Below are 21,504 nucleotides of genomic sequence, written 5' to 3' on the forward strand. Positions count from 1 at the left end.
GCCGTTCCGGCTGCACGGCGTGCGTCGCATGACGGCAGGCCCGAGTCATTCGTCGCACCGCTCCGGCGGTCGTCGTCACCTGCTCCGGTAGTCGGTCCGCGCGAACCGCACGAACGGCACGGGGGCCACCGTCGCCCGGATCCGCCACGCGCGGTGCTCCTCGACCTGCGGCTTCGCGGAGTTCGGCTCCTCGCCCCAGATCACGACGACCTCGGTGCCGGGTGCGGCGTGCTCCTTGGCGATCGTCGCCAGCGACACCACGGCGCGCTCGTTGGCGATGTAGCCGCAGTCCAGCGAGATGCCGATCTGCTCGCCGTCGATCAGGACCTTGTCCTCCTGGTGCAGCGCGTAGCGGATCTTCGGCAGGTCGAGGTACTTCGCGCCCGGTCCCTCGCCGAGCAGCGACCCGATGGCCGCGGTCACGTCGTCGTCGTTCCAGACGAGGGTGACCTTCGTGCGCGGCGGGTCCTGCGCCAGCCGCTCCAGGGCCTCGCGGCCGATGAAGTCGTGGTCGAACTTGACGGTGCGGTCGTAGCCGATGTCGAACGGGGTCAGGCAGTAGTCGTCGATGTCGGTGGAGTCCACGCTTCCGCCGATCGAGCCGGCGGCGCCGGCCGGCAGCCACTCGCGGTACTCCGCGAGCAGCGGGTCGTCGCCGAAGATCGCCGGGATCGGGGCGGGCACCCAGCCCGATTCCAGGTTGGCCGTGGAGTACGCCTTGGCCCCGGCGCGGACCAGGCCGTGGTCCTCGCCCGCCGCCAGCAGGGCCGCCAGGACGTCCTCGCCGTGAGCCCACGGCCCGAACAGCTCGAACCCGGGCTGGCCGGCCATGCCGTGGCGCAGCCCGCGCACCCGGTGCCCGGCGATGGTGAACTCCGCCATGGCGAAGAACTTCGTCTCCGGCAGCGGTGCGCCCGTGGCCTGCTCGAGCACGGCCGCGGCCGTCGGGCCCTGCAGCTCGTAGCGGTAGAACGTGGGCGGCCCGGACGTCCGGACCGCGGAGTTGTCGTCGCGCTCGGCCGTGACGCGGTAGTCGCCGCGGTCGAGGTGGAACAGCACCCAGTCGATCACCATCGGGTGGCCGACGAGGTCGAACAGCTCCTCCTCGAGGTGGAACAGGATCGCGTCGCCGATCAGCCGGCCGGCGGGGTTCACGGCGACGAACTGCTTGGCCTTGTTCACGCCGAAGTTCGCGAACGTGTTCACCGCCAGCCCGCTGAGCAGCTTCATCGCGTCCGGGCCGCGCAGGAACAGGTCGGTCATGTGGTGCGACTGGTCCAGCAGTGCGCAGGTCTCGGCCCATGCGCGCTGTTCGGAGCGCCAGTTGGTGAACTCGGGCGCGACCGGGAAGGTGTGGGCGCGCGCTGCGGTGTTGCGCAGCAGCTCGACCGGGTTCCCGACGCGGGCGATGGCCGAGGCCAGACTCTCGGACGTCATGATCGCAGAACCTTCCCTCGGGGCCGTGGTCGTCGGGCACCGCCGGCGAGGTCGGTGCAACCGCACCGCCGAGCCGGCGTCCGGACCTCTCCCGACGCTAGGGAACAGCGGCCCATCGAGGATGAACCGGATGACCGGGCCCGTCTCGGCGGCGGTCGTGTCCGGCTCGCGACACATGACGTAGGCGGGCGCTCGCAGTGGCGCCGACGACGGGTGACCCGGTGTGCCTCCACGATCGGACCGCTCCGACGTGTCCAGACCGGCAGCGCGATCAGGCGACCGCCACGACACCCCACCCGGCGCATCGACCACGACGCAGCCGAGTGTCGCACGAACGGGCGGTGCGCTCACTGGTGCGCGCCGGCGGACGGGGGTGAGGCAGGCCCTACTCGACGACCCACCTCCTCGGGCCGTCGGCGCTCAGTCCAGGAGTGCTCGGAGGGCCTCCCCCATCCGGGTCGCGGCCGTGCGGGCCGCGTCGGCGAGCGGCGCGAACTTCCAGAACCCGTGCGGGAGCGCGGGTTCCTCGACGTGGTGGACCGGCACCCCGGCGGCCCGCAGCCGATCGGCGAGCGCCCGGGCCTCGTCGCGCAGCGGGTCGAGCCCGGCCCCGACGACGACGGCCGGCGGCGCCGACGCGAGGTCGGGCGACAGCAGCGGCGCGGCCCGCGGGTCCTGGCGCTGGGCCGGGTCCGTGAAGTACTGCCCGAGGCACCACTCGATCGCCTCGGAGGTCAGCCCGTACCCCTGCCCCACCTCGGTCCGCGACGGGTAGGACGGGTCGCCGCTGACCAGCGGGTAGGCCAGCAGCTGGGCGACCGGCGCGGCCGGGGTGCCGGCGAGCGCGAGCGCGGCGCCGAGCGCGAGGTTCGCCCCGGCGCTGGGCCCGGCCACCGCGACCCGGTCGGCGAGGTGGGCGCGGGCCCAGCCGACGGCGGCCACGGCGTCGTCGTACGCCGCGGGGAACGGGTGGTCCGGGGCGAGCCGGTAGGCGACCGAGAGCACCGGCCGACCCGTCGTCCGGCACAGGTCGCGCGCCTGGGCGTCGTGGCTGTCGAGGTCGCCGCTGACGAAGCCGCCGCCGTGGAAGAACACGACCAGGCAGTCGTCGAGGTCGTCGCGGTAGAGCCGGGCCGGGAGGGTCCGGCCGGTGAGCGGCAGGTCGAGGTCGCGGACCGCCCGCACCGGCGGCCCGGGCGGCCGGGGGCTCCCCCCGGGCACGGGCGAGAGGAGCGCGGCGACCTGCGCGTCCAGAGCGGGGGGCACCAGCGTCAGCCGGCGGGGAAGACGCGGAACGCGGCCGGGGGCAGTTCGAGGGTCAGCTCGGCGTCGTGGTCGACCGGCGCCGCGGTCCGGACGACCAGCTCGGCGGTGCCGAGCCCGACGACGTAGCGGTAGTGGTCGCCGAGGAATGCCTGCGACAGCACCTGGGTGGTGACGACGTTGACGGCTCCGGGACCGGCGACACCGGTCGGGTGCACGACGATCTGCTCGGGACGCACCGCGAGCCGCACCTCGTCGGCCGCGCCCGGCACCGCCGGGACGGCGATCGGATCCCCGAGCCCGTCCAGCGAGATGTGCGCGACGCCGTCGCGGCCGGGGACCACCCGGCCGCCGAGCACGTTGACGGTGCCGACGAAGTCGGCCACGAAGAGGTCGGCCGGCTGCTGGTAGATCTCCTCGGGGGTGCCGATCTGGCGCACCCGGCCCTGGTCCATGACCACGATCCGGTCGCTCATCGACAGCGCCTCGTCCTGGTCGTGGGTGACGAAGACGGTGGTCACGCCGATCCGCTGCTGCAGCCGGCGCAGCCAGAGCCGGGCCCGCTCGCGCAGCTTGGCGTCGAGGTTGGAGAAGGGCTCGTCGAGCAGCAGCAGGTCGGGCGGGTGGGCCAGGGCCCGGGCCAGCGCCACGCGCTGCTGCTGGCCGCCGCTGAGCTCGTGGGGGTGGCGACCGGCGAGGTGGTCGAGCTCGACGAGTTCCAGCACCTCGTGCACGCGGGCGGCGCGCTCCCGCCGTCCGACCTTGCGGAGCTTGAGCGGGTAGGCCACGTTGTCGTGCACGGTGAGGTGCGGCCAGACCGCGTAGGACTGGAACACGACACCGCAGTTGCGCCGCTCGGGCGGGAGGTCGACCTTCCCGCCGTCGAAGACGACCCGGTCGCCGAAGGCGATCATGCCGCCGTCGGGCGAGTGCAGGCCGGCGATCGACCAGAGCGTCGTCGACTTGCCGCAGCCGCTCGGCCCGAGCAGCGTGAACAGCTCGCCGTCCCGCACGTGCAGGTCGAGCTCGTGGAGCACGGTGTTGTCTCCGAAGCTCTTGGCCACCTTCGTCAGCGTCAGGTCAGGCATGGGCGCGCACCCCCAGGAAGAGCCGGCCGGCGCCGAGGACGACGACGGTGATGAGCATCTGGACCACTCCGAAGGCGGCCACGGCGCCCCCGGTGCTCGTCGCCGCGAGCTGGAGCATGGTCAGCCCCATGACCGGGGTCCGGTCGGTGACCAGGAAGACCGCCGGGTCGGCGTCGTTGAGCATCGAGACGAACAGCAGGACGAAGCACGCGCCCATCGCCGGCGCGGTGAGCCGGAGCGAGACGGTGACCGTCGCCTGCCACCAGGTGGCCCCCGACGTGCGCGCCGCGCGGTCGAGGTCCTGCCCGATCGCGGCGAGCGCCGGGTAGAAGACCCCGTAGCCGAGCGCGAGGCTGCGCACGGCGAAGGCCAGGCCCAGCGCCCAGAGGCTGCTGCGCAGGGCGCCGCCCGGGTCGAGGATCGCGAAGGCCCAGAAGAACGCCATGCCGGTCACCAGGCCCGGCATCATCCGGGGCCACAGCACGGCCTGCTGGAGCGAGCCGCGGAACCGGAAGTCCGACCGGTGGGCGACGACCGAGACGACCGCGATGGCCAGCGTCGTCAGCAGCCCGCCGACGGTGGCGATGAGCAGGCTGTTGCGGATCGACTCCACCCAGATCGGGTTGGCGAACACCGCGCCGAAGTTCTCCATCGTCAGCACCGACCACGGCGCGATCAGCGGCGTGAGGATGGTCGTGAACGCCGTCATCACCACACCGACCAGCGGGACCACGACCAGGACGCCCAGCACGGCGGCGACCAGTGCGGCCAGTGGCCACCCGGCCGGCCCGAGGTCCACGACCCGCTTCGCGGTGGCCTTCCCGGTCACCGTCGTGTACCGGGCCGCGTCGCCGACCAGCCGGTTGCGCACGACCAGCAGGCCGGAGACGCAGGCGAGCAGGAACACCGCCCCGGCCGACACCAGGCCCTGCCGCGGCGGCGAGGCGTTGATCCAGTTGTCGTAGAGGTAGGTCGAGACGAGCGTGATGTCGTTGGAGAAGCCGAGGATCAGCGGGAGGCCGAGCACCTCGAAGGACACCGCGAAGACCAGCAGCGCGGAGTTGAGCACGGCCGGGCGCAGCAGCGGCACGGTCACCGAGACCAGCGCCCGCAGCGGTCCGGCGCCCGCGCTGCGCGCCGCGTCCTCCAGCGAGGAGTCGACGGCGAGCACCGTGGTCCGGCAGAACAGGAAGACCACCGGTGCGGCCACGCTGGTCGCCACCAGCGCCATCCCGGGCATCGTGTAGAGGTCGATCGGGAACGCCAGCACCGTGTTGACCGTGAGCCAGGAGCTGACGAAGCCCGACGGCGCCCACATCGCCATCCAGCCGACGATCAGCACCAGCCCGGGCAGCACCACGGGCAGCACCAGCACGCCGGCGAACAGCCGGCGCCACGGGATGTTGGTGCGGGTCAGCAGCACGGCCGCACCGACGCCGAACAGCACCGAGAGGACCGTCGTGAGGCCGGCGAAGGCGAGGCTGTTGCCCACCGCGCCCCACCACGCCGGGTCCGTCAGCAGGTCGCGGTAGTTGTCGAGCGTCACGTGCCCGCCGGACCGGTAGAGCGGGGTCGACCACAGCGAGGCGAGCACGATCGGCACCACCGGCCCGACCACCAGCACCAGCGTCACTACCCAGATCAGGTAGTGGCTCGCGGTGGTCCGGGCCGACGACCTTCCGGGCCGCCCGGCGGGGCCGGTGCCCGGGGCGGTCGACCCGGGCACCGGGGCGGTGGTGAGCGTCATCGCCCGAAGGCCTCGTTCCAGCGGGTGACGATCTCGTCGCGCTGGTCGACGACCGCGCGGTCGAAGCTGCCGATGATGAGGTTGTCCTCCCCGCCGACGGCCGCGGTGACCTGGGGCAGCCCGAAGTCGCACGGCACGCCGTCGCGGTAGGGGGTGAATCCGCCGGTGCAGGCGGCCTCCTGGCCCTCCACCGAGAGCAGCCAGTTGACGAACACCCGGCCCGCGTTCGGGTGCCCCGCCCCGCTGGTCACCCCGACGGCCCGCGGGAGCAGCGGTGTCCCGTCCTCCAGGTAGCGGTAGTTGACCACCTGGGCGACGTCGTCGGTGATGAACGCCCGGACGGCGCCGGCGACGAAGAAGGTGGCGGTGTACTGGCCCTGCACGAGCTTGGTGACCAGCGGCCCGTTGCTCGACTCGACCCCGGAGTGGGCGCCGATCGCCTCCAGGACCTGCCACCCGGCCTCGCCCTGCCGGTCGACGTAGGAACCGGTGGACCCGAACTGGATCGCGTTGCCGATGTCGGTGGTGGCGATCCGGCCGTCGAGTCGAGGAGCCATCTCGGCGAGCGCGGCCATGGTGGTGGGCTGCTCGGACTCGGGCAGCAGCGCCTTGTTGAACACCGCGACCACCGGGTCCAGCGAGACGGCGTAGACGCCCGGCGCGAGCAGGGCGTAGTCGGGCAGGTTCGGCGTGTTCGGGTCCTGGTGGTCGGCGATGTTGCCGCCGTCGATGAAGGGCAACCAGGCCGCCGCGTCGCTGTTCATGACCACGTCGGCGGTCGGGGCCCCGGACGCGACCTCGGTCTCGTAGCGCTGGAACATCTCCTCGTCGCCCAGCGGCAGGCTGCGCAGGACGATGCCGGGATGGGCCGCCTCGAAGGCCTCCTTGATCGGCGCCATCTGCTGGTCCTCGGCGTTGGTGTAGAGCAGCACCTCGCCCTCCGCGCGCGCCGCCTCCACGACGGTGTCGTCGAGGGGCGTGACCGGTGAGGCTTCGCCGATGTCCGCGGTCGGCGCGGGGGTGGTCGGGGACGTGGTGCCCGCGGCGGGGCTGCCGCAGCCCGCGAGGACGACGGCGGCGGCGAGCGCCAACGGCAGGAGTGCGGTCCTTCTCATGGGGCGTCCTCGTGTTCTGGGGCCGGCGAACGGGGGCCGGGTCGGGTGGCGGACGTGGCTCGGTCCCCGTGGCACCGGGCCGGTGTGCAGCGGATCACCGGTCAGCCGACCGCTCGGGCGGCCGCGCGGCCCGCGACCCGGCCGGAGAACAGGCAGCCGCCGAGGAAGGTGCCCTCCAGCGCGTTGTAGCCCATCATCCCGCCGCCGCCGAAGCCGCTGACCTCGCCGGCGGCGTACAGGCCTGCGAACGGGGTCCCGTCGGCGCGCAGGCAGCGGCCGTCCAGGTCGGTCTCCAGCCCGCCGAGGGACTTGCGGGACAGGATGTTGAGGCGGACCGCGATCAGCGGCCCGGCCCCGGGGTCCAGGATCTTGTGCGGCGTCGCCACCCGGATGAGCTTGTCGCCGCGGTAGCGGCGGGCCCCCCGGATCGCGGTCACCTGCGCGTCCTTGCTGAACTCGTGGTCGATCTCGCGGTCGCGGGCCTCGATCACCCCGCGCAGCGCCGGCTCGGTGAGCTCCGGGGCCTCCGGGTCGGCGACCGCGTTCATGCCCCGCACCAGTTCGGCGAGGGTGCCGGCGACCACGAAGTCCTCGCCGCGCCGCGTGAACGCCTCCACCGGTCCGGGCGCGCCCTTCTTCACCCGCGACAGCAGCAGCTTCACGTCCCTACCGGTGAAGTCCGGGTTCTGCTCGGAGCCCGACAGCGCGAACTCCTTCTCGATGATCTTCTGGGTCAGCACGAACCACGAGTAGTCGTAGCCGGTCGACCGCAGGTGCCGCAGCGTGCCGAGGGTGTCGAACCCCGGGAAGTACGGCGCCGGCAGCCGGTCGCCGGTCGCGTCCAGCCACAGCGACGAGGGGCCGGGCAGGATCCGGATGCCGTGGTTCTCCCAGACCGGGTCCCAGTTGCGGACCCCCTCGACGTAGTGCCACATCCGGTCGGGGTTGATGACGCTGGCCCCGGCGTCCTGGACGATCCCGAGCATCCGGCCGTCCACGTGCGCCGGCACCCCGGCGACCATCCGCTGCGGCGGCGTGCCCAGCCGGGCCGGCCACGCCTTGCGGACCAGGTCGTGATCGCCCCCGATCCCGCCGGAGGTGACGACCACCGCCTGGCCGCGGAGCTCGAAGTCGGCCACCTCCACCCGCGACGTCGGGCGGCCGCGGTCGGCGGGCGTCGGCTCCAGCACCGTGCCGCGCACCCCCACGGCCGTGCCGTCCTCGACCACGAGGCCGTCGACCCGGTGTCGGAAGGCGAGGGTGACCCGCCCCGCGGCGACGTGCTCGCGCACCCGCCGCTCGAACAGCTCCACCACGCCGGGACCGGTGCCCCAGGTCAGGTGGAAGCGGGGCACCGAGTTGCCGTGCCCCTCGGCGCGGCCGTCCCCGCGCTCGGCCCAGCCCACCACCGGGAAGATCCGGTGCCCCATCCCGCGCAGCCAGGACCGCTTCTCCCCCGCGGCGAAGTCGACGTAGGCCCGCGCCCAGGCCCGTGGCCACCGGTCCTCCGGCCGGTCGAACTGCGCACTGCCCAGCCAGTCCTGCCAGGCCAGTTCGCGGGAGTCCCGGACCCCCATCCGCCGCTGCTCCGGGGAGCCGACCAGGAACAGCCCGCCCAGCGACCAGAACGCCTGGCCGCCGAGGGACTGCTCGCCCTCCTGGTCCACCACCAGCACCGACCGTCCCGCGTCGGCCGCCTCCGCGGCGGCCACCAGCCCGGCCAGCCCGGCCCCCACGACGACGACATCGGCCTGCATCACGACCCACCTCCGGCGGCCGGCACGCGCAGCAGCGCGAGCGGGACGTGGTGCTGGCCGGCGTGCATGTCGCGGTCGCGCAGCGAGCCCTGGGAGATCGGGCGCGGGAAGGAGATCTTCACGACGTTCAGCGACGGGATCCGGAAGATCTGCACGGTGGCCGCGTCGACCCGGTAGAGCCGGGCGATCACCCGCTCGTCGAGGAACGACTCGTCGGCGGCGATGCGGTAGCCCGCGGCGTCGCGCAGGAACAGCTCCATGGTGACCCAGAACGGGCCGGCGTTCTTGGACCGGACCTCGTGGGCCAGGTCGGCGAGGGTCGGGGTGGTCTCAGGCACTGGTCGGCTCCCCGATCCGGGTGCGGAACATGCTGCTGGGGGTGACCGTGTCGACGACGTGGTTCAGCACGAACTCGTAGGCCGCACCGCGCTCGACCTCGGCCGGTGAGCTCGCGAACGCGAGGCTGGGCAGGTAGCCCATGGCCGGTGTCGGCAGGTGCAGCATCAGCGGGTTGGCGACCTTCGCGACGGCCGTGGCGGTCGCCTGGTCGGGCGCGTTGACCAGCAGCATCACCCCGACCTCGCGCGGTGGGCCGCTCTCCGGTTCGAGGTCGTCGAGCACCCCGTTGTGGCCGTAGAGGCGCAGGTCGAAGGCGTACTCGTGATCGGCCAGCCGCAGCGTCTGGTCCACCCGCCGGCGGATCAGCGTGCACATCAGGTCCGCCCAGGCGTCGATGTCGGCGAGGATGATCGGGTCCCGGACCGCGGTGAACGACAGGGTCTCGTAGCCGGTGATCCGGGCGCCCTCCAGCTTGACGGTGTGCTGGTCGGCCTGGTGGAACCGGGAACCCTCGACCCGGACCGTGCGGTGGTCGAGGGCGACGTAGGTCGCGTGCTCGACGTCGAGGGTCCCGGCGGGCTCGCGCATCCGGAACGGGTTCACCGTCTCGTAGAGCATGTGGGCGGCGACCACCGTCGGCGTGCAGGCGGCGCCCGGGTCGAGCGGCTCGATGGTGAACCCGTCGGCGTCGACGACCGCGTACACCCCGCCGGCGCGGGGGTTGGTGGTCGCCTGGCCACCGCACTCGACGATCTTGGCCGCGTGCCAGGTCGGTCCGGCGGGCATCCCCTTCATCAGCGGGTACGCCGCGGCCACTGCCGTGTCGGTGGCGCGGCCGGCGAGCACCACCTGCGCCCCGGCGCGCAGGGCCTCGACGATCGGCTCGTGGCCCATCATCCCGACGATGTGGGTGCAGCTCTCCAGGGTCTCGGCGCGCAGCTCGCCCAGCGGCGGCAGCGGGTGCACCCGGCCGGCGTCCAGGGAGTCCTTGAGGTCCGCCGCGTTCTGCTCGCTGTAGATCCGCGCGACGGTCAGGTCCAGGCCCTCCTCGACCATCACCTCGGCGGCGATGCCGGCCACCCAGTCGACCCCGGCGTCGGTGCCGCTGGTGCCGCAGGAGCCCACGATGAGCGGGACGTCCGCGCGGGCGGCGGCCCGCAGCAGGCTGCGCAGGTCGCGCGCGACGGCCTTCGCCGTGGTCTTCGGCGTGGCGGACCCCAGGTAGTGGGGCCCGGAGTCGGTGGAGCCGCCGTCGATGGTGATGACGTCGATGCCCAGTTCCAGCCCGCGCTCGATGGTGGACTCGTCCCAGCCCGCGCCGAGCATGCCGCTGGGGGTCAGGATCCGGACGCGCTCGACCGGTTCGTCGTTCATGGGCCTCATCTCTGTGGGTCGGGCGGAGTCGGCGGGTGGGCCGGGACCGCGGCGAGGACCGCCTCGGTCAGCTCCCGGGTGGTGGCGGTGCCGCCGAGGTCGGGGGTGCGGACCGCGCCGTCGGCGAGGGCCCGCTCGATGCCGGTCATCAGCGCGCGGGCGGCGGCCGGCTCGCCGAGGTGGTCGAGCATCATCGCCGCCGACCAGAGCGCACCGAGCGGGTTCGCGACGCCGCGGCCGGCGATGTCGGGCGCCGAGCCGTGCACCGGCTCGAACATCGACGGGAACTCCCGCTCGGGGTTGATGTTCGCGGCCGGCGCGATGCCGATGCTGCCGGCGATGGCGGCGGCGAGGTCGCTGAGGATGTCGCCGAACAGGTTCGAGCCGACGAGCACGTCGTAGGACGACGGGTGCAGCACGAGTTTCGCGGCGAGCGCGTCGATGTGCTCCGAGCACCAGGTCACCTCCGGGTGCCGGGCGGCGCGCTCGGCGACGACCTCGTCCCAGAACGGCATCGTGTGCACGATCCCGTTGGACTTGGTGGCCGAGGTGAGGTGGCCGCGCCGGGTCGCGGCCAGGTCGAAGGCGTAGTCGGCGATCCGGGTCACCCCGGGGCGGGTGAACACCGCCTCCTGGACGGCCATCTCGTCGGGGAAGCCGCGGTTGAGCCGCCCGCCGATCTCGCTGTACTCGCCCTCGACGTTCTCCCGGACGACGACGAAGTCGACCTCGCCCGGCTCGCGCAGCGGGCCGGGCAGGCCGTCGAGCACCCGGATCGGGCGCAGGTTGACGTACTGGCGGAACCGCCGTCGGATCGGGATCAGCAGGCCCCACAGCGACACGTGGTCGGGCACCCCCGGCCAGCCGACGGCGCCGAGCAGGATCGCGTCGTGGCCGGCGATCCGGTCCAGGCCGTCGGTCGGCATCATCGCGCCGGTCTCCCGGTAGCGCCGGCACGACCAGTCGAAGCGGTCGTAGTGCAGCGTGAAGCCGCACCGCGCGGCGACCAGGTCGAGGGCCTGCTGGGCGGGCGGGATCACCTCCGTCCCGATGCCGTCGCCAGCGATGACCGCGATGCGGTACGCGGCGGTCATGCGCTGCGCCCGATCAGGTGGGCGTTGACGCAGTGCCGTGCCCGGCCGGCGAGCGCGGCGACCAGCTCGGCGGCGCCCTCCCGGCCGGCGGCGGCGCGGGCCTGCGCGGTCTGGCCGGCGAGGTGGGAGCAGACGACGATCCCGTCGACCCCGCGCAGCGGGCTGTCGGCCGGCAGCGGCTCGGCCACGGTCACGTCGAGCGCCGCTCCGGCGATCACCCCGTCGCGCACCGCGGCGGCCAGCGCCCGCTCGTCGACGACAGCGCCCCGGGCCGTGTTCACCAGCACCGCCGTCGGTCGCATGCTGCGCAGCTCGGCGGCGCCGATCAGGCCGCGGGTGCGCTCGGTGAGCGCGGTGTGGATCGAGACGTGGTCGGACCCCGCCAGCAGCTCGGGCAGCTCGACGAACCGGACCGACGGGTCGGTCCGCCGGTCGGCGGGCACGCCGGTCGTGCACAGCACCGTCATCCCGAAGGCCTGCGCCAGGGGTACGACCGCTCGGGCCGCCGCGCCGTAGCCGACCAGACCCAGCGTCGCACCGCGCAGCTCGTGCCCGTCCTCGCGCGGCCAGCCCCCGGCAGCCACCCCGGCCGCGCTGTGCACGATCCGGCGGGCGGCGGCCAGCAGCAGGCCGAGGGTGTACTCGGCGACCGCGTTGGCGTTGACGCCGGGCAGGTTGCTGACGCCGATCCCGTACCGGGCGGCGGCGGCCACGTCGATGGAGTCGTAACCGACGCCGGTGCGGACCACGGCCCGCAGCCGGGGCGCGCGGGCCAGCACCTCGGCGGTCAGCGGCTCGTTGGCCACCAACGCGGCGTCGGCGTCCCGCAGGAGCTCGACCAGCTGCTCGGGGTCGCGACGCCCGACGAGCGGCGCGTGGACCGTCTGCAGACCGTGATCGATGAGGTACCGGTCGACCCCGTCGCCGGGCGCGAGGTAGTCCGTCGTGATCAGGACGCGGGTCACCGCTGCCCGCCCGGGACAGCGGGGGGTCGGGTGCTGGCGGTCATGTCACCGGCCTCCATCTCGGTCGTTGAGGTGGTGCCGGGCACGCTACTTTTGCTATAGCAACTCCGTCAAGTGTTGCTTAGAGCTGCGCAATCGCAACGGCTAGCATGACGGCCATGCCGCGCGAACCGCTGGAGACCCTGGTCCACGACACGCTCGCGGACCGGTCGTACCGCGCCATCCGCGCCGCCATCACCACCGGTGAGCTGCGACCGGGCCAGAAGGTCACCGAGCGCGGCCTGGCCGAGCGGCTCGCGGTGAGCCCCACCCCGGTCCGCGAGGCCATCCGCCGCCTGGAGCAGGACGGCCTGCTCGAACGCACCGGTGCGCGCACGGTCAAGGTGGCCGCGCCGGGCGACGGCGCCATCCAGGACCTCGCCGAGGTCGAGGTGGCACTGCGCGGGATGGTCGCCCGGTTCGCCGCCCGGCACGCCACCGCCGAACAGCTCGACGAGCTCGACGCCGTGCTCGACGAGGCCGACGACCTGCTGATCGTGATCAAGCAGCGGCACGGCGCGGGCGAGGACACCAGCCGCCACCTCCGCCTGCTCCTGGACGCGATGCAGCGCTTCAACGACGTGGTGGACGCCTGCGCCGGCAACCCGGTGCTGGTGCGGCTGCTCGACCAGACCCGGGTCTTCTCCTGGCCGGAGCGGCGGGCCCGGCTGATCGAGCGGATCGCCCGCGACCAGACCTTCGGGCTGGACCGCTACGCCGGCCACCGCGCGCTGGTCCGGGCCCTGCGGGCGGGCGATTCCGCGGCCGCCGAGGCCCTGGTCATCGAGGACGCCCGGGGCGGCCTGAGCGACCTGCTCACCCCGATGTCGACCGGTCCCGGCGACCGGCGACCGGGCGCGACGTCGTGACCGTCGGGTAGACGACCGGGTCGCCCGCCTCCCGGAGCTGCCGGCTCGGGGAGCTGCTCCGATCCCGGCCGGACCCGGCCCGCCCGCCCCGCCGCTGCGCCGCCCCGGCACCTGCCGGACGCACGCTCGGCGACCTGCGCTCAGGCCGGCAGGGCGGTGAGCACGCCCCAGACGAGGAGCGTCGTCGCGGCGGTCCAGAGGACGACCGCCACCGCCTGCCACAGCAGGACCCGTCCGCGCGGGGTTCCGGCGACGAGCATGGCGGAGGTGAGCCGGGTGGGGATCGCCGACGGCCCGAGGATGCTCGCACCCGGCACCCCGAACCGGGCCAGCCACCTCCGAAAGCGCTGACGCCGCTTCGACTCGGGCTCGGCGAGCGCGGTTCCACCGGCCGCCCCGGCCCGGCGCGACCGGCGGTTCACCGCCGCCGCTCGGGCCCGCGAGCTGACCAGCACCACCAGACCCGTCTCGGCCCCGAATACGCGGGTACGCATTCTCGGAAGCGGGTCAGGACGCTGTGGGAGACGACGTCGGCGGGCAGGGTCGACCGATCAGAACATGCCGTTGTCGTTGGCGGAGGTAGCGGGGACGACCTGCAGGACGTCCCAATGCTCGACGATCTTGCCGTGGCCGTTCAGACGGAAGATGTCGATGCCGGCGTAGTCGTCGCCGGGCCAGGTCTGATGGCAGTGCAGGACGACCAGGTCGCCCTCGGCGATCACGCGGACGAACCGCACGTGCTTTCCGGGGTAGTCGGCGGCCATCCGCTGGAAGTATTCGACGAAGGCTTCCTTGCCGTCGGCGACGTGCACGTTGTGCTGGGTGTAGGTGTCCCCGGCATAGCGGTCGAGGGCTGCTGCCGGTCGGCACTGGTTGAACATCAGGTCGTAGAAGGCCTGGACGTTGTCCTTGTTGCGCTGCAGATCGGTGCCGCTCATACGAGGGTCTCCCATCCTCCGGGTCGACCCACCCCACACCGTGCCCCGACGGCACGGTCAAGTGCTCCACTCCGCGGGCGGCCCGCCATCGCGTGCAGGACTTGAGCGTGCCGCGGGGCACGGTGTCGCCTGGTGCCCACGCCGGACGCCGGACCCCACCGGACCGACTGCGGGGCTGTGGTCGTCGGGGTCCCGCGCCGACGGCCCGGACAGGCCGCGACACCGCGCCCCTCACCGGCGCAGGCGCCCGCCGATGCTGACCGCGGCACCGGGCCGCCCGGACAGCAGCGCGGCTGAACGGTCGGTAAAGTGCGTCGGCAGCACGCGACGGTGCTGGGACCGATCCGACAGGAGGTCGCTGTGCCGGGCGGCTTGGCAGCTCTGCTGGACGACATCGCCGCGCTCGCCAGACTGGCCGCGGCATCCATCGACGACGTCGGCGCGGCCGCCGGCCGGGCCAGCGCCAAGGCGGCGGGGGTGATCGTCGACGACGCCGCCGTGACACCGCGCTACCTGCAGGGCTTCGCCGCCGAGCGGGAGCTGCCGGTCGTCCGCAAGATCGCCATCGGCTCGATCCGCAACAAGCTGCTGATCATCCTGCCGGTCATCCTGCTGATGAGCCAGTTCCTGCCATGGCTGCTCACCCCGATCCTGATGATCGGCGGCGCCTACCTGTGCTACGAGGGCGCCGAGAAGATCTGGGAGAAGGTGTCCGGCCACGGCCACCACGACGTCCCGGCGGCCATGTCCGGTCCCGACCAGGAGAACACGATGGTCCGGGGCGCCATCCGGACCGACCTCATCCTCTCCGCCGAGATCATGGTCATCTCCCTCAACGAGGTGGCCGAGGAGGCGTTCTGGAGCCGGGCGCTGATCCTCGTCCTCGTCGCGTTCCTCATCACCGCCATCGTCTACGGCGCGGTCGCGCTGATCGTGAAGATGGACGACATCGGCCTGCGGCTCACCGAACGCCCCTCCGCGTTCAGCAAGCGCTTCGGCACGATGCTCGTGCGCGCGATGCCCAAGGTCCTGGCCTTCCTGTCCACGCTCGGCATCGTCGCCATGCTGTGGGTGGGCGGCCACATCATCCTGATCGGGCTCGACGAGCTGGGCTGGTCCTGGCCCTACGACGTCGTCCACCACGCCGAGGAGGTCGTCCACGACGCGACCGGCGCGCTGGGCGGGCTGCTGGCCTGGGTCACCAACACCCTGGCCTCCGCGGTGCTCGGGCTCCTGGTGGGCGCAGTGGTCGTGGCCGCGATCGTGCTGTTCCGGCGGCTGCGCCGGCGCCGGTCCGGAGCCGCCGCCGAGCACACCGCCTGAGCGGTCACCCACTCCCGCATCATCACCATCGGTGAGCCACGGCTGCTCACGCTCGCTCGTCCTCGACCCATCACGCACTCCAGACGGCCAGGTCGATCCACACGCGGGGCTCGTGGCCGCTGAGCCGGATCTCCCCGACCACGAAGTCCAACCGGGTGCCCACCTCAGGCATCTCCTCCGCCAGCGCCGCGACCCCCGGGTCCCGCTGCCGACGGATGACGTCGACAGACGCTCCGACCGGCTCGAACTCGTCGAGCTCGACGAGCACGCCCCACGGCTGGTGGCCGGCGACCGTGCCGCGCACGCGCAGCCCGACGGTCAGCTCCGAGACCGGCCGACGAGGTCCTTCGAGGTCCACGGGTCGCAGCGTGGCAGATGCACTGGGTGAACCGAACCGGCATGGGGCCTCCTCCGACTGGCGACGTCCTGCGGCAGCTCGATCACGACCGGCTCGGCGTGGGCGCGGCGGACCGGACCGGCAGCCCGAACGCCAGCACCGCCAGCAGGACCGAGGTGACCGAGACGACGCTCAGCGTGATCGTCTGCATGACCTGGTCGCTGAGGGTGGGCAGCACGTGGACGTGCGCCTGGTGGTAGGCGTGGTGGGGCAGGTTGGCGACCACCGCGGCCAGCCCGGTGGCCCGGGCCAGCCAGACCCCGCCGGTGAGCAGCGCGACGAGCGCGACCACCCCGAACGCGAGGTTGCCCTGCGCGACGTCGCGCAGCAGGTGCTCGTTGAACGGGCCGTCGACATCCACCCAGTGCCGGCCGAAGCCGGGGAAGTCGTCGTAGAACGAGCGCGGGGCGAGGTACTGCCACAGCCCGGTGGCCAGCCCGAAGAAGGCGAACCAGGCCAGCAGGGCCCGCACGGCGGTGCGCATGGGGATCTCCTCCCGGTGCGGTGGGTCAGGCCACGGCGGCGAAGGCGCGCCGGGCCGCGTCGACGGTCAGGTCCACGTCGTCGTCGGTGAAGGCGACGCAGATCCGGTTGTCGGTGAGGACGTACGGGGGCAGCAGCACGCCGGCGTCGAGCATCGCCCGGCGGAACGCCTCGGCGCGGTCGAGGTCGGCGTCGACGGCCTGCCGGAAGGTGACCGGGGCCTCCGCGCGCCAGTTGACGATCCAGCCCGAGCCGATGCCGGTGACGGTCGCGGTCACGCCGGTGTCGGTGATCGCCCGGGTCAGGCCCTCGCGCAGCCGCGCGCCGAGCCGGTCGAGTCGGGCGATCCCGCCGTCGGCGAGCAGCTCGATCGTGCGCCGCGCCGCCGCGACCGCGTACGGGTTCGCGTAGTAGGAGCCGTCCATGGTGACCGCGGAGCCCAGCAGGTCCATGAGGTCCGCGCGGCCGGCCAGCGCGGCGATCGTCCACCCGTTGCCCAGGGCCTTGCCCAACGCGGTGAGATCGGGGGTCACCCCGGCGATCGCCTGGTAGCCGCCGAGGTGGTGCCGGAACCCGGTCTTGACCTCGTCGAACACCAGCACGGCTCCGTGCCGCGCGGTCAGCTCCCGCAGCAGCTCCAGGAAACCGGGCGCGGGCGCGGCGTTGGTGTAGCTGTGCAGGTAGGGCTCGGTGAACACGGCGGCCAGCTCGCGGCCGTGGGCGGCGAAGACCTCACGGACAGCCGCGGCGTCGTTCCAGTCGACGACGATCGTGCGGTCCGCGACGTCGGAGGCGGCGCCCCCGGAGTTGGGCGCGTCCGGCGGCGGGGCCGCGCCCGGGGCGACGTCGAAGTTCGCGCCGACGCCCAGCTCGCCGGCCCAGCCGTGGTAGTGCCCGTGGAACTTCAGCACCCGCTCGCGCCCGGTCGCGGCCCGGGCGACGTGCAGCGCGTGCTGCAGCGCGTCGGTGCCGGTGTTGACGAAGGCGACCTTCTGCGCCGACGGCACCAGCCCGACGATGGTCTCGGCCAGCTCGACCTCCCCGGCCTGCGGGCCGACCCAGGTGAGGTCCACCCGCGCGGCGGACTCGGCGACGGCGGCGTTCACCCGCGGGTCGGCGTGGCCGAGCACGATCGGGCCGTAGGAGAGCAGGTGGTCGACGAACCGCCGGCCGGCGGCGTTCCACAGGTAGGCGCCCTGGGCGCGGACGACGACGTCGCGGTAGACGTCGCGGCCGGCGGCGGAGACGCCGTGCGGGATGACGCGCTCGGCGCGGGCGAGCAGGGCTTCGGTGGTGCGGTCGACGACGGCGGTCATCGGGTCCCCTTTCCGGGTGGTGCGGTGGGTTGCGGGGACGACGATGGACCGCGGGACGGGCCGGCGGACCGGCAGAATGACCGGGGTTGTGCCGGGCGTCAGCCGGCGGCGCCGCGCTCCCCGACGCCGTCCACGACGAACCGCACGAGCTCGGTGCGCGAGCTGATCCCGAGCTTGGTGAACACGTTGCGCAGGTGGAAGTCGACCGTCCGGCGCGACAGGAACAGCCGCGCGGCCACGTCGGCGTTGGTCAGCCCCTCGGCGACGAACCGGGCCACCTGCAGCTCCTGCGGGGTCAGCCGGTCGGTGCTCGCGGCGTCGCGGCGGCGCACCGTCTGCCCGCACGCCCGCAGCTCGGCCTGCGCCCGTTCCGCCCAGGGCACGGCCCCGAGCTGCTCGAACGCGTCGAACGCCGGGCGCAGGTGCCGGCGGGCGTCGGCGCGGCGGCGGGCCCGGCGCAGCGCCACCCCGAACGCCAGCTCGGTGCGGGCCCGCTCGAACGGCCGGTCCGCCCGCTCGTGGTGGCCCAGGGCCTCGGTGAACGCGGCGTCGGCGTCGGCGCCGTCGGCGAGCAGCCCGCGGGCGTGCGCGGCCCGGGCCAGCGCCCACGGCTGCCCGGTCGCGGCGGCGGACTGCTCGGCCTCGGCCAGCCAGGCGCGGGCGGCGGCGAGGTCGCCGCCCTGGTGCGCGGCCTCGATCCGGTCCAGCGCGGAGAACCCCCGCACGACGGGGTGGCGGATGGGGCGCAGGTGGGTGAGCGCGGCGGCGGGCTCGCCGCGGCCGAGGTCGAGCAGGCCCAGCGCCCACAGCGCGGAGTCCTCGATCAGCCCCATCGGGCGGCTCGCGGCGATGGCGCGGGCCCGTTCCACGTTCGCCCGGCAGGCCTCGTCGTGGCCGCGCAGCGCCGCGTGCAGCGCGATCCAGTCGTGGGCCAGCGGCATCAGCTCCTCCTGGCCGGTGTCGTGGGCGAGCCGCAGCGCCTCGGTGGCGGTGGCCTCGCCTGCCGCCCACCGGCCGGCGAACAGCTCCGACAGCGCCAGCCGCTGCCCCGCGATCGGCACCGCGCCGACCTCCCCCGACTCCCGCGCCCGGTGCACCGTCGCGGCGCTGAACCGGTGCGCGGCCGCGTCGTCGCCGAGGTACATCGCGGCACGACCGGCGGCGAGCAGCACGCCGGGCTCGGCGAGGTCGTGGGCCAGCGCGAGAGCGCGGGTCAGCGGAGCCGCCGCGGCGGCGGGGTCGCCGGCGAAGTGGTGGGCGAGCCCGACCAGCAGGTCGACGAAGAACCGCGGCCGGGGGTCCTCGCCCACGTCCAGCCCGGCGGCCAGCTCGCCCAGCTCGATCTCGGCCTGCGCGTCGGAGGCCATGGAGCCCGCCTCCCCGGCGAGGGCGAGCATCTCCAGCGCCCGGACCGGGTCGTGCGCGGCGATCTCCTCGGCGGCCCGGCGCAGCAGCCGGTAGGCCACGATCGAGACGCCCGCACCCAGCTCCACCACGCCGTGCAGCCGATCGATGTCGGCCCGCAGGAACGGGTCGGTGGTCAGCGGGCGGGCCTGGTCCAGCAGCCGCCGCGCCGCGTCCCCCCGCCCGGACCGCCAGCTGTGGTAGGCGGCCTCGGTGAGCAGGTGGGCCCGGCACTGCCGGTCGGGCACCAGGTCGGCGGCGCGGGTCAGGGCCGCGGCGGCGGCGGTGTACGCGCCCCGTGCGCGGGCCCGGTGCGCCGCCTCGACCAGGGCACCGGCCACCTCCGGGTCGGGTCCGAAGGCGGCCGCGGCGCGGTGCCACGCGGCGCGGTCGGCGTCGCCGGCCTCCCGCAGCACCGCGGCGAGGGCGAGGTGCGCGGCGCGCCGCTCGGTGGAGGTCGTGCCCTGGTGCACCGCGGAGCGCACGAGCGGGTGGCGGAAGCGCACCGCCCCGCCGTCGACGGCCACGACTCCGGCCTGCTCGGCCGGCGCGAGGGCATCGGGCGCCACCCCGCGCCGCGCCGCGGCGGCGGCCACCGTCGCGAGGCGGCCGGTGTCGTCGGCCGCGGCCACCAGCAGCGCCGTGCGCGTCTCCTCCGGCAGCCGGCGCACCCGGTCGAGGAACGCCTGCTCCACCCCGGCGGTCACCGGCAGTGGCTCCGGGAGCGGCTGCTCCCCCGACAGCTGCTCCCGGGTCAGCGCGCGGCCCAGCTCGGCCAGCGCCAGTGCGTTGCCGCCGGTCGCCGTCCCCAGCCGCAGCCGCACGTCCGGGTGCACCGGCCCGCCGCCGTGGCGCTGCAGCACCCGGTCCACCGCGCCCGGCTCCAGCGGGCCGACCGGCAGCGCGGCCAGGTCGGTCACCGGGAACGGGCGGGCCGCCGGGTCGCGCACCGCCAGCACCAGGGCGACGCGCTCGGCCTCCAGCCGCCGCGCGACGAACGCCAGCGCGTCGATCGAGCCGCGGTCGAGCCAGTGCGCGTCGTCCACGACGCACAGCACCGGCCGCCGCTCCGAGAGCTCCCCGAGCAGGCTCAGCACGGCCAGCGAGACGAGGAACCGCTCGTCGGCATGCCCCACCCGCAGCCCGAACGCCGCGCGCAGCGCGTCGGCCTGCGGCGCGGCCAGGCCGTCGAGCTCGCGGAGCACCGGGCGCAGCAGCTGGTGCAGCCCCGCGTAGGGCAGCTCCGACTCCGACTCGACGCCGTGCGCGCGCAGCACGAGCAGGTCGTCGGCCCCGTCGGCCCCGGTGCCGACCACCGTGCCGACCTCCGCGTCGACCACGGCGTCGAGCAGGGCCGTCTTGCCCGCCCCGGCCTCCCCGCGCAGCACGAGCGCGCCGCTGCGCCCGGCGCGGGCGGCCTCGACCAGCTCGCGCAGCCGCGCGCACTCGGCCTCCCGCCCCACGAGCACCGGGCAATGCTAAGGCGGTCCCCACCGAGCCGGGGAGACCTGCCGACGATCACACCGGGGCGACGACCGCGGCCGGGTACAGGACGCGCAGGTGGGCCCGCAGCGGCTCCTCGGCCGGAGTCGCGCCGCGGTAGCCGACGTGGCCGCCCCGCAGCTCCGGCCGGCCTCCACCGCGCCGCCGAGCTCGGCGAGCCGGTCGCGCAACAGCTCCTCGGTGCGCCACTGCGGCAGGACCAGCAGGTTCGGGTACGGCACGCCGGGCCGCGGCGGGCGGGCCGGGGCGGCGAGGTCGGCCGCGAGGGTGCCGCCGGCGTAGAGGCGCAGGTGGTGGTCGCTGCGGCCGGCGGCCAGCGCGGCCCCGGCCGGGCCCAGGTCGTCGAACACCTCCAGCGTGCGCGGCTGCACCCCTTGCCCCGCGACCGGTGGTGGGCCGCGGGGAGGCGGTCGACGAGCCGGACGTCGACGCCGCGGCGGCGCAGGTCGACGGCGAGGGTGAGGCCGGTCGGGCCGGCGCCGACGACGAGGACGTCCGTGTCGGTCATGGGTGTGCTCCTCGGGACGACGAGGCTCTGCCCCACCAGGGCCTCGCGTTCGGTGATCCGCCGGACGGCGCGGGGCGGGACCAACCGGCCCGCCTCCGACGATCGTGACCGGGGACATGCGGCCGAGCCTGCGCCGACCCGACTCCCGGGCGCACCGGTCGGATCGCCGGGGTTCCCGGACAGCGGTGGTCGGCGACCGGCGCGACACGCGTCGCGGGTGCCCGGCCGCCATCCCGCAGCGGCCGCCGTCACCGGCGGCGGGCCGCCGGAGAACCCCGGTGATTCGGCCGGTCCGCCCGGGAGTCCCGCCGCCCTAGCGTCGCCGCCGACCGAGGAGGTGGTGGGCGATGTCCCCGACGACGATGCCCCCGACGACCCCGACCCGCTGGAGCACCCGCCGGCAGATCGCGGTGTTCCTGCTCGTCGCCTTCGCCACCTCGTGGTTGCCCTGGCCGCCGACGCTGCTGAACCCGACCAGCGCCCCGCTGCTGCCGGTGTGGGCGTCTGGTTGCTGCTGACCGTTCTGATGATCGCCTGGGCGGCCG

General features: G+C 74.5%; 20 protein-coding genes and 1 pseudogene. 3 read left to right on the forward strand and 18 right to left on the reverse strand.

Annotation, left to right across the window (positions count from 1 at the left end; genetic code table 11):
• Nucleotides 1–75 precede the first annotated feature (75 nt).
• The 10 genes from KDL28_RS28620 to KDL28_RS28665 all read right to left on the reverse strand — a co-directional run bounded on the left by KDL28_RS28620 (nucleotide 76) and on the right by KDL28_RS28665 (nucleotide 12,179).
• Nucleotides 76–1,437: an aminomethyl transferase family protein gene (locus KDL28_RS28620; RefSeq protein ID WP_252443547.1), complete on the reverse strand. Its 1,362-nt coding sequence runs from the start codon at nucleotides 1,435–1,437 to the stop codon at nucleotides 76–78.
• A gap of 420 nt (nucleotides 1,438–1,857) precedes the next feature.
• Complete coding sequence (locus KDL28_RS28625; RefSeq protein WP_252443549.1) at nucleotides 1,858–2,703, reverse strand: alpha/beta hydrolase; 846 nt, start codon at nucleotides 2,701–2,703, stop codon at nucleotides 1,858–1,860.
• A gap of 5 nt (nucleotides 2,704–2,708) precedes the next feature.
• Entirely contained in the window at nucleotides 2,709–3,788 is a 1,080-nt protein-coding gene (locus KDL28_RS28630; protein ID WP_252443551.1) for an ABC transporter ATP-binding protein, read from the reverse strand.
• Entirely contained in the window at nucleotides 3,781–5,535 is a 1,755-nt protein-coding gene (locus KDL28_RS28635; protein ID WP_252443553.1) for an ABC transporter permease, read from the reverse strand. The genes KDL28_RS28630 and KDL28_RS28635 overlap by 8 nt, the downstream gene beginning before the upstream one ends.
• Complete coding sequence (locus tag KDL28_RS28640) at nucleotides 5,532–6,650, reverse strand: ABC transporter substrate-binding protein (RefSeq protein WP_252443555.1); 1,119 nt, start codon at nucleotides 6,648–6,650, stop codon at nucleotides 5,532–5,534. The genes KDL28_RS28635 and KDL28_RS28640 overlap by 4 nt, the downstream gene beginning before the upstream one ends.
• A 101-nt stretch (nucleotides 6,651–6,751) precedes the next feature.
• The gene (locus KDL28_RS28645) at nucleotides 6,752–8,407 is read right to left on the reverse strand and encodes an FAD-binding dehydrogenase (protein ID WP_252443557.1); all 1,656 of its coding nucleotides are present in this window, start codon (nucleotides 8,405–8,407) and stop codon (nucleotides 6,752–6,754) included.
• Nucleotides 8,407–8,745, reverse strand: a complete 339-nt coding sequence (locus tag KDL28_RS28650; RefSeq protein WP_252443559.1) for a DUF4387 domain-containing protein — start codon at nucleotides 8,743–8,745, stop codon at nucleotides 8,407–8,409. The genes KDL28_RS28645 and KDL28_RS28650 overlap by 1 nt, the downstream gene beginning before the upstream one ends.
• Nucleotides 8,738–10,120: an acyclic terpene utilization AtuA family protein gene (locus KDL28_RS28655; protein ID WP_252443561.1), complete on the reverse strand. Its 1,383-nt coding sequence runs from the start codon at nucleotides 10,118–10,120 to the stop codon at nucleotides 8,738–8,740. The genes KDL28_RS28650 and KDL28_RS28655 overlap by 8 nt, the downstream gene beginning before the upstream one ends.
• Nucleotides 10,121–10,125: 5 nt before the next feature.
• Complete coding sequence (locus KDL28_RS28660; RefSeq protein ID WP_252443563.1) at nucleotides 10,126–11,214, reverse strand: tartrate dehydrogenase; 1,089 nt, start codon at nucleotides 11,212–11,214, stop codon at nucleotides 10,126–10,128.
• Nucleotides 11,211–12,179 carry a phosphoglycerate dehydrogenase gene (locus KDL28_RS28665; protein ID WP_252443565.1) on the reverse strand — a complete coding sequence of 323 codons (969 nt, stop codon included), beginning with the start codon at nucleotides 12,177–12,179 and terminating at the stop codon, nucleotides 11,211–11,213. The genes KDL28_RS28660 and KDL28_RS28665 overlap by 4 nt, the downstream gene beginning before the upstream one ends.
• A 158-nt stretch (nucleotides 12,180–12,337) precedes the next feature.
• Here KDL28_RS28665 and KDL28_RS28670 point away from each other — a divergent pair, with 158 nt between their 5' ends.
• On the forward strand, nucleotides 12,338–13,087 hold the full coding sequence (locus KDL28_RS28670; protein WP_252443567.1) for a GntR family transcriptional regulator: 750 nt from the start codon (nucleotides 12,338–12,340) through the stop codon (nucleotides 13,085–13,087).
• A gap of 140 nt (nucleotides 13,088–13,227) precedes the next feature.
• Here KDL28_RS28670 and KDL28_RS28675 read toward each other — a convergent pair whose 3' ends face one another.
• Together KDL28_RS28675 and KDL28_RS28680 are read right to left on the reverse strand one after the other, a co-directional pair.
• Nucleotides 13,228–13,581 (reverse strand): hypothetical protein, encoded by a 354-nt coding sequence (locus KDL28_RS28675; protein WP_252443569.1) that lies wholly within the window; start codon nucleotides 13,579–13,581, stop codon nucleotides 13,228–13,230.
• Nucleotides 13,582–13,638: 57 nt separating this feature from the next.
• A complete protein-coding gene (locus KDL28_RS28680) occupies nucleotides 13,639–14,025 on the reverse strand; it encodes a nuclear transport factor 2 family protein (RefSeq protein ID WP_252443571.1) in 387 nt (128 codons plus the stop codon).
• Between the two features lie 372 nt (nucleotides 14,026–14,397).
• Between KDL28_RS28680 and KDL28_RS28685 the strand changes: the two genes are divergently transcribed.
• The gene (locus tag KDL28_RS28685; RefSeq protein ID WP_252443573.1) at nucleotides 14,398–15,348 is read left to right on the forward strand and encodes a DUF808 domain-containing protein; all 951 of its coding nucleotides are present in this window, start codon (nucleotides 14,398–14,400) and stop codon (nucleotides 15,346–15,348) included.
• Nucleotides 15,349–15,418: 70 nt separating this feature from the next.
• On the opposite strand, the gene KDL28_RS28690 is transcribed toward KDL28_RS28685, so the two are convergent.
• The 6 genes and pseudogenes from KDL28_RS28690 to KDL28_RS42230 form a co-directional block, all read right to left on the reverse strand.
• Complete coding sequence (locus KDL28_RS28690) at nucleotides 15,419–15,706, reverse strand: hypothetical protein (RefSeq protein WP_252443575.1); 288 nt, start codon at nucleotides 15,704–15,706, stop codon at nucleotides 15,419–15,421.
• Between the two features lie 82 nt (nucleotides 15,707–15,788).
• Entirely contained in the window at nucleotides 15,789–16,229 is a 441-nt protein-coding gene (locus KDL28_RS28695; RefSeq protein WP_252443577.1) for a hypothetical protein, read from the reverse strand.
• A 25-nt stretch (nucleotides 16,230–16,254) separates the two neighbouring features.
• Nucleotides 16,255–17,544 carry an aspartate aminotransferase family protein gene (locus KDL28_RS28700; protein WP_252443579.1) on the reverse strand — a complete coding sequence of 430 codons (1,290 nt, stop codon included), beginning with the start codon at nucleotides 17,542–17,544 and terminating at the stop codon, nucleotides 16,255–16,257.
• Between the two features lie 98 nt (nucleotides 17,545–17,642).
• Complete coding sequence (locus KDL28_RS41730) at nucleotides 17,643–20,417, reverse strand: AAA family ATPase (RefSeq protein ID WP_308216075.1); 2,775 nt, start codon at nucleotides 20,415–20,417, stop codon at nucleotides 17,643–17,645.
• A gap of 9 nt (nucleotides 20,418–20,426) precedes the next feature.
• Complete coding sequence (locus KDL28_RS28720) at nucleotides 20,427–20,822, reverse strand: hypothetical protein (protein ID WP_252443581.1); 396 nt, start codon at nucleotides 20,820–20,822, stop codon at nucleotides 20,427–20,429.
• A gap of 56 nt (nucleotides 20,823–20,878) precedes the next feature.
• Nucleotides 20,879–20,959 (reverse strand): annotated as a pseudogene (locus KDL28_RS42230) (FAD-dependent monooxygenase); the annotation flags it as partial.
• 347 nt (nucleotides 20,960–21,306) lie between these two features.
• Here KDL28_RS42230 and KDL28_RS28725 point away from each other — a divergent pair.
• Nucleotides 21,307–21,477 (forward strand): hypothetical protein, encoded by a 171-nt coding sequence (locus tag KDL28_RS28725; protein WP_252443583.1) that lies wholly within the window; start codon nucleotides 21,307–21,309, stop codon nucleotides 21,475–21,477.
• The last annotated feature ends 27 nt before the right edge of the window (nucleotides 21,478–21,504 follow it).

It is taken from the genome of Pseudonocardia humida (assembly GCF_023898865.1).
GTDB lineage: Bacteria > Actinomycetota > Actinomycetes > Mycobacteriales > Pseudonocardiaceae > Pseudonocardia > Pseudonocardia humida.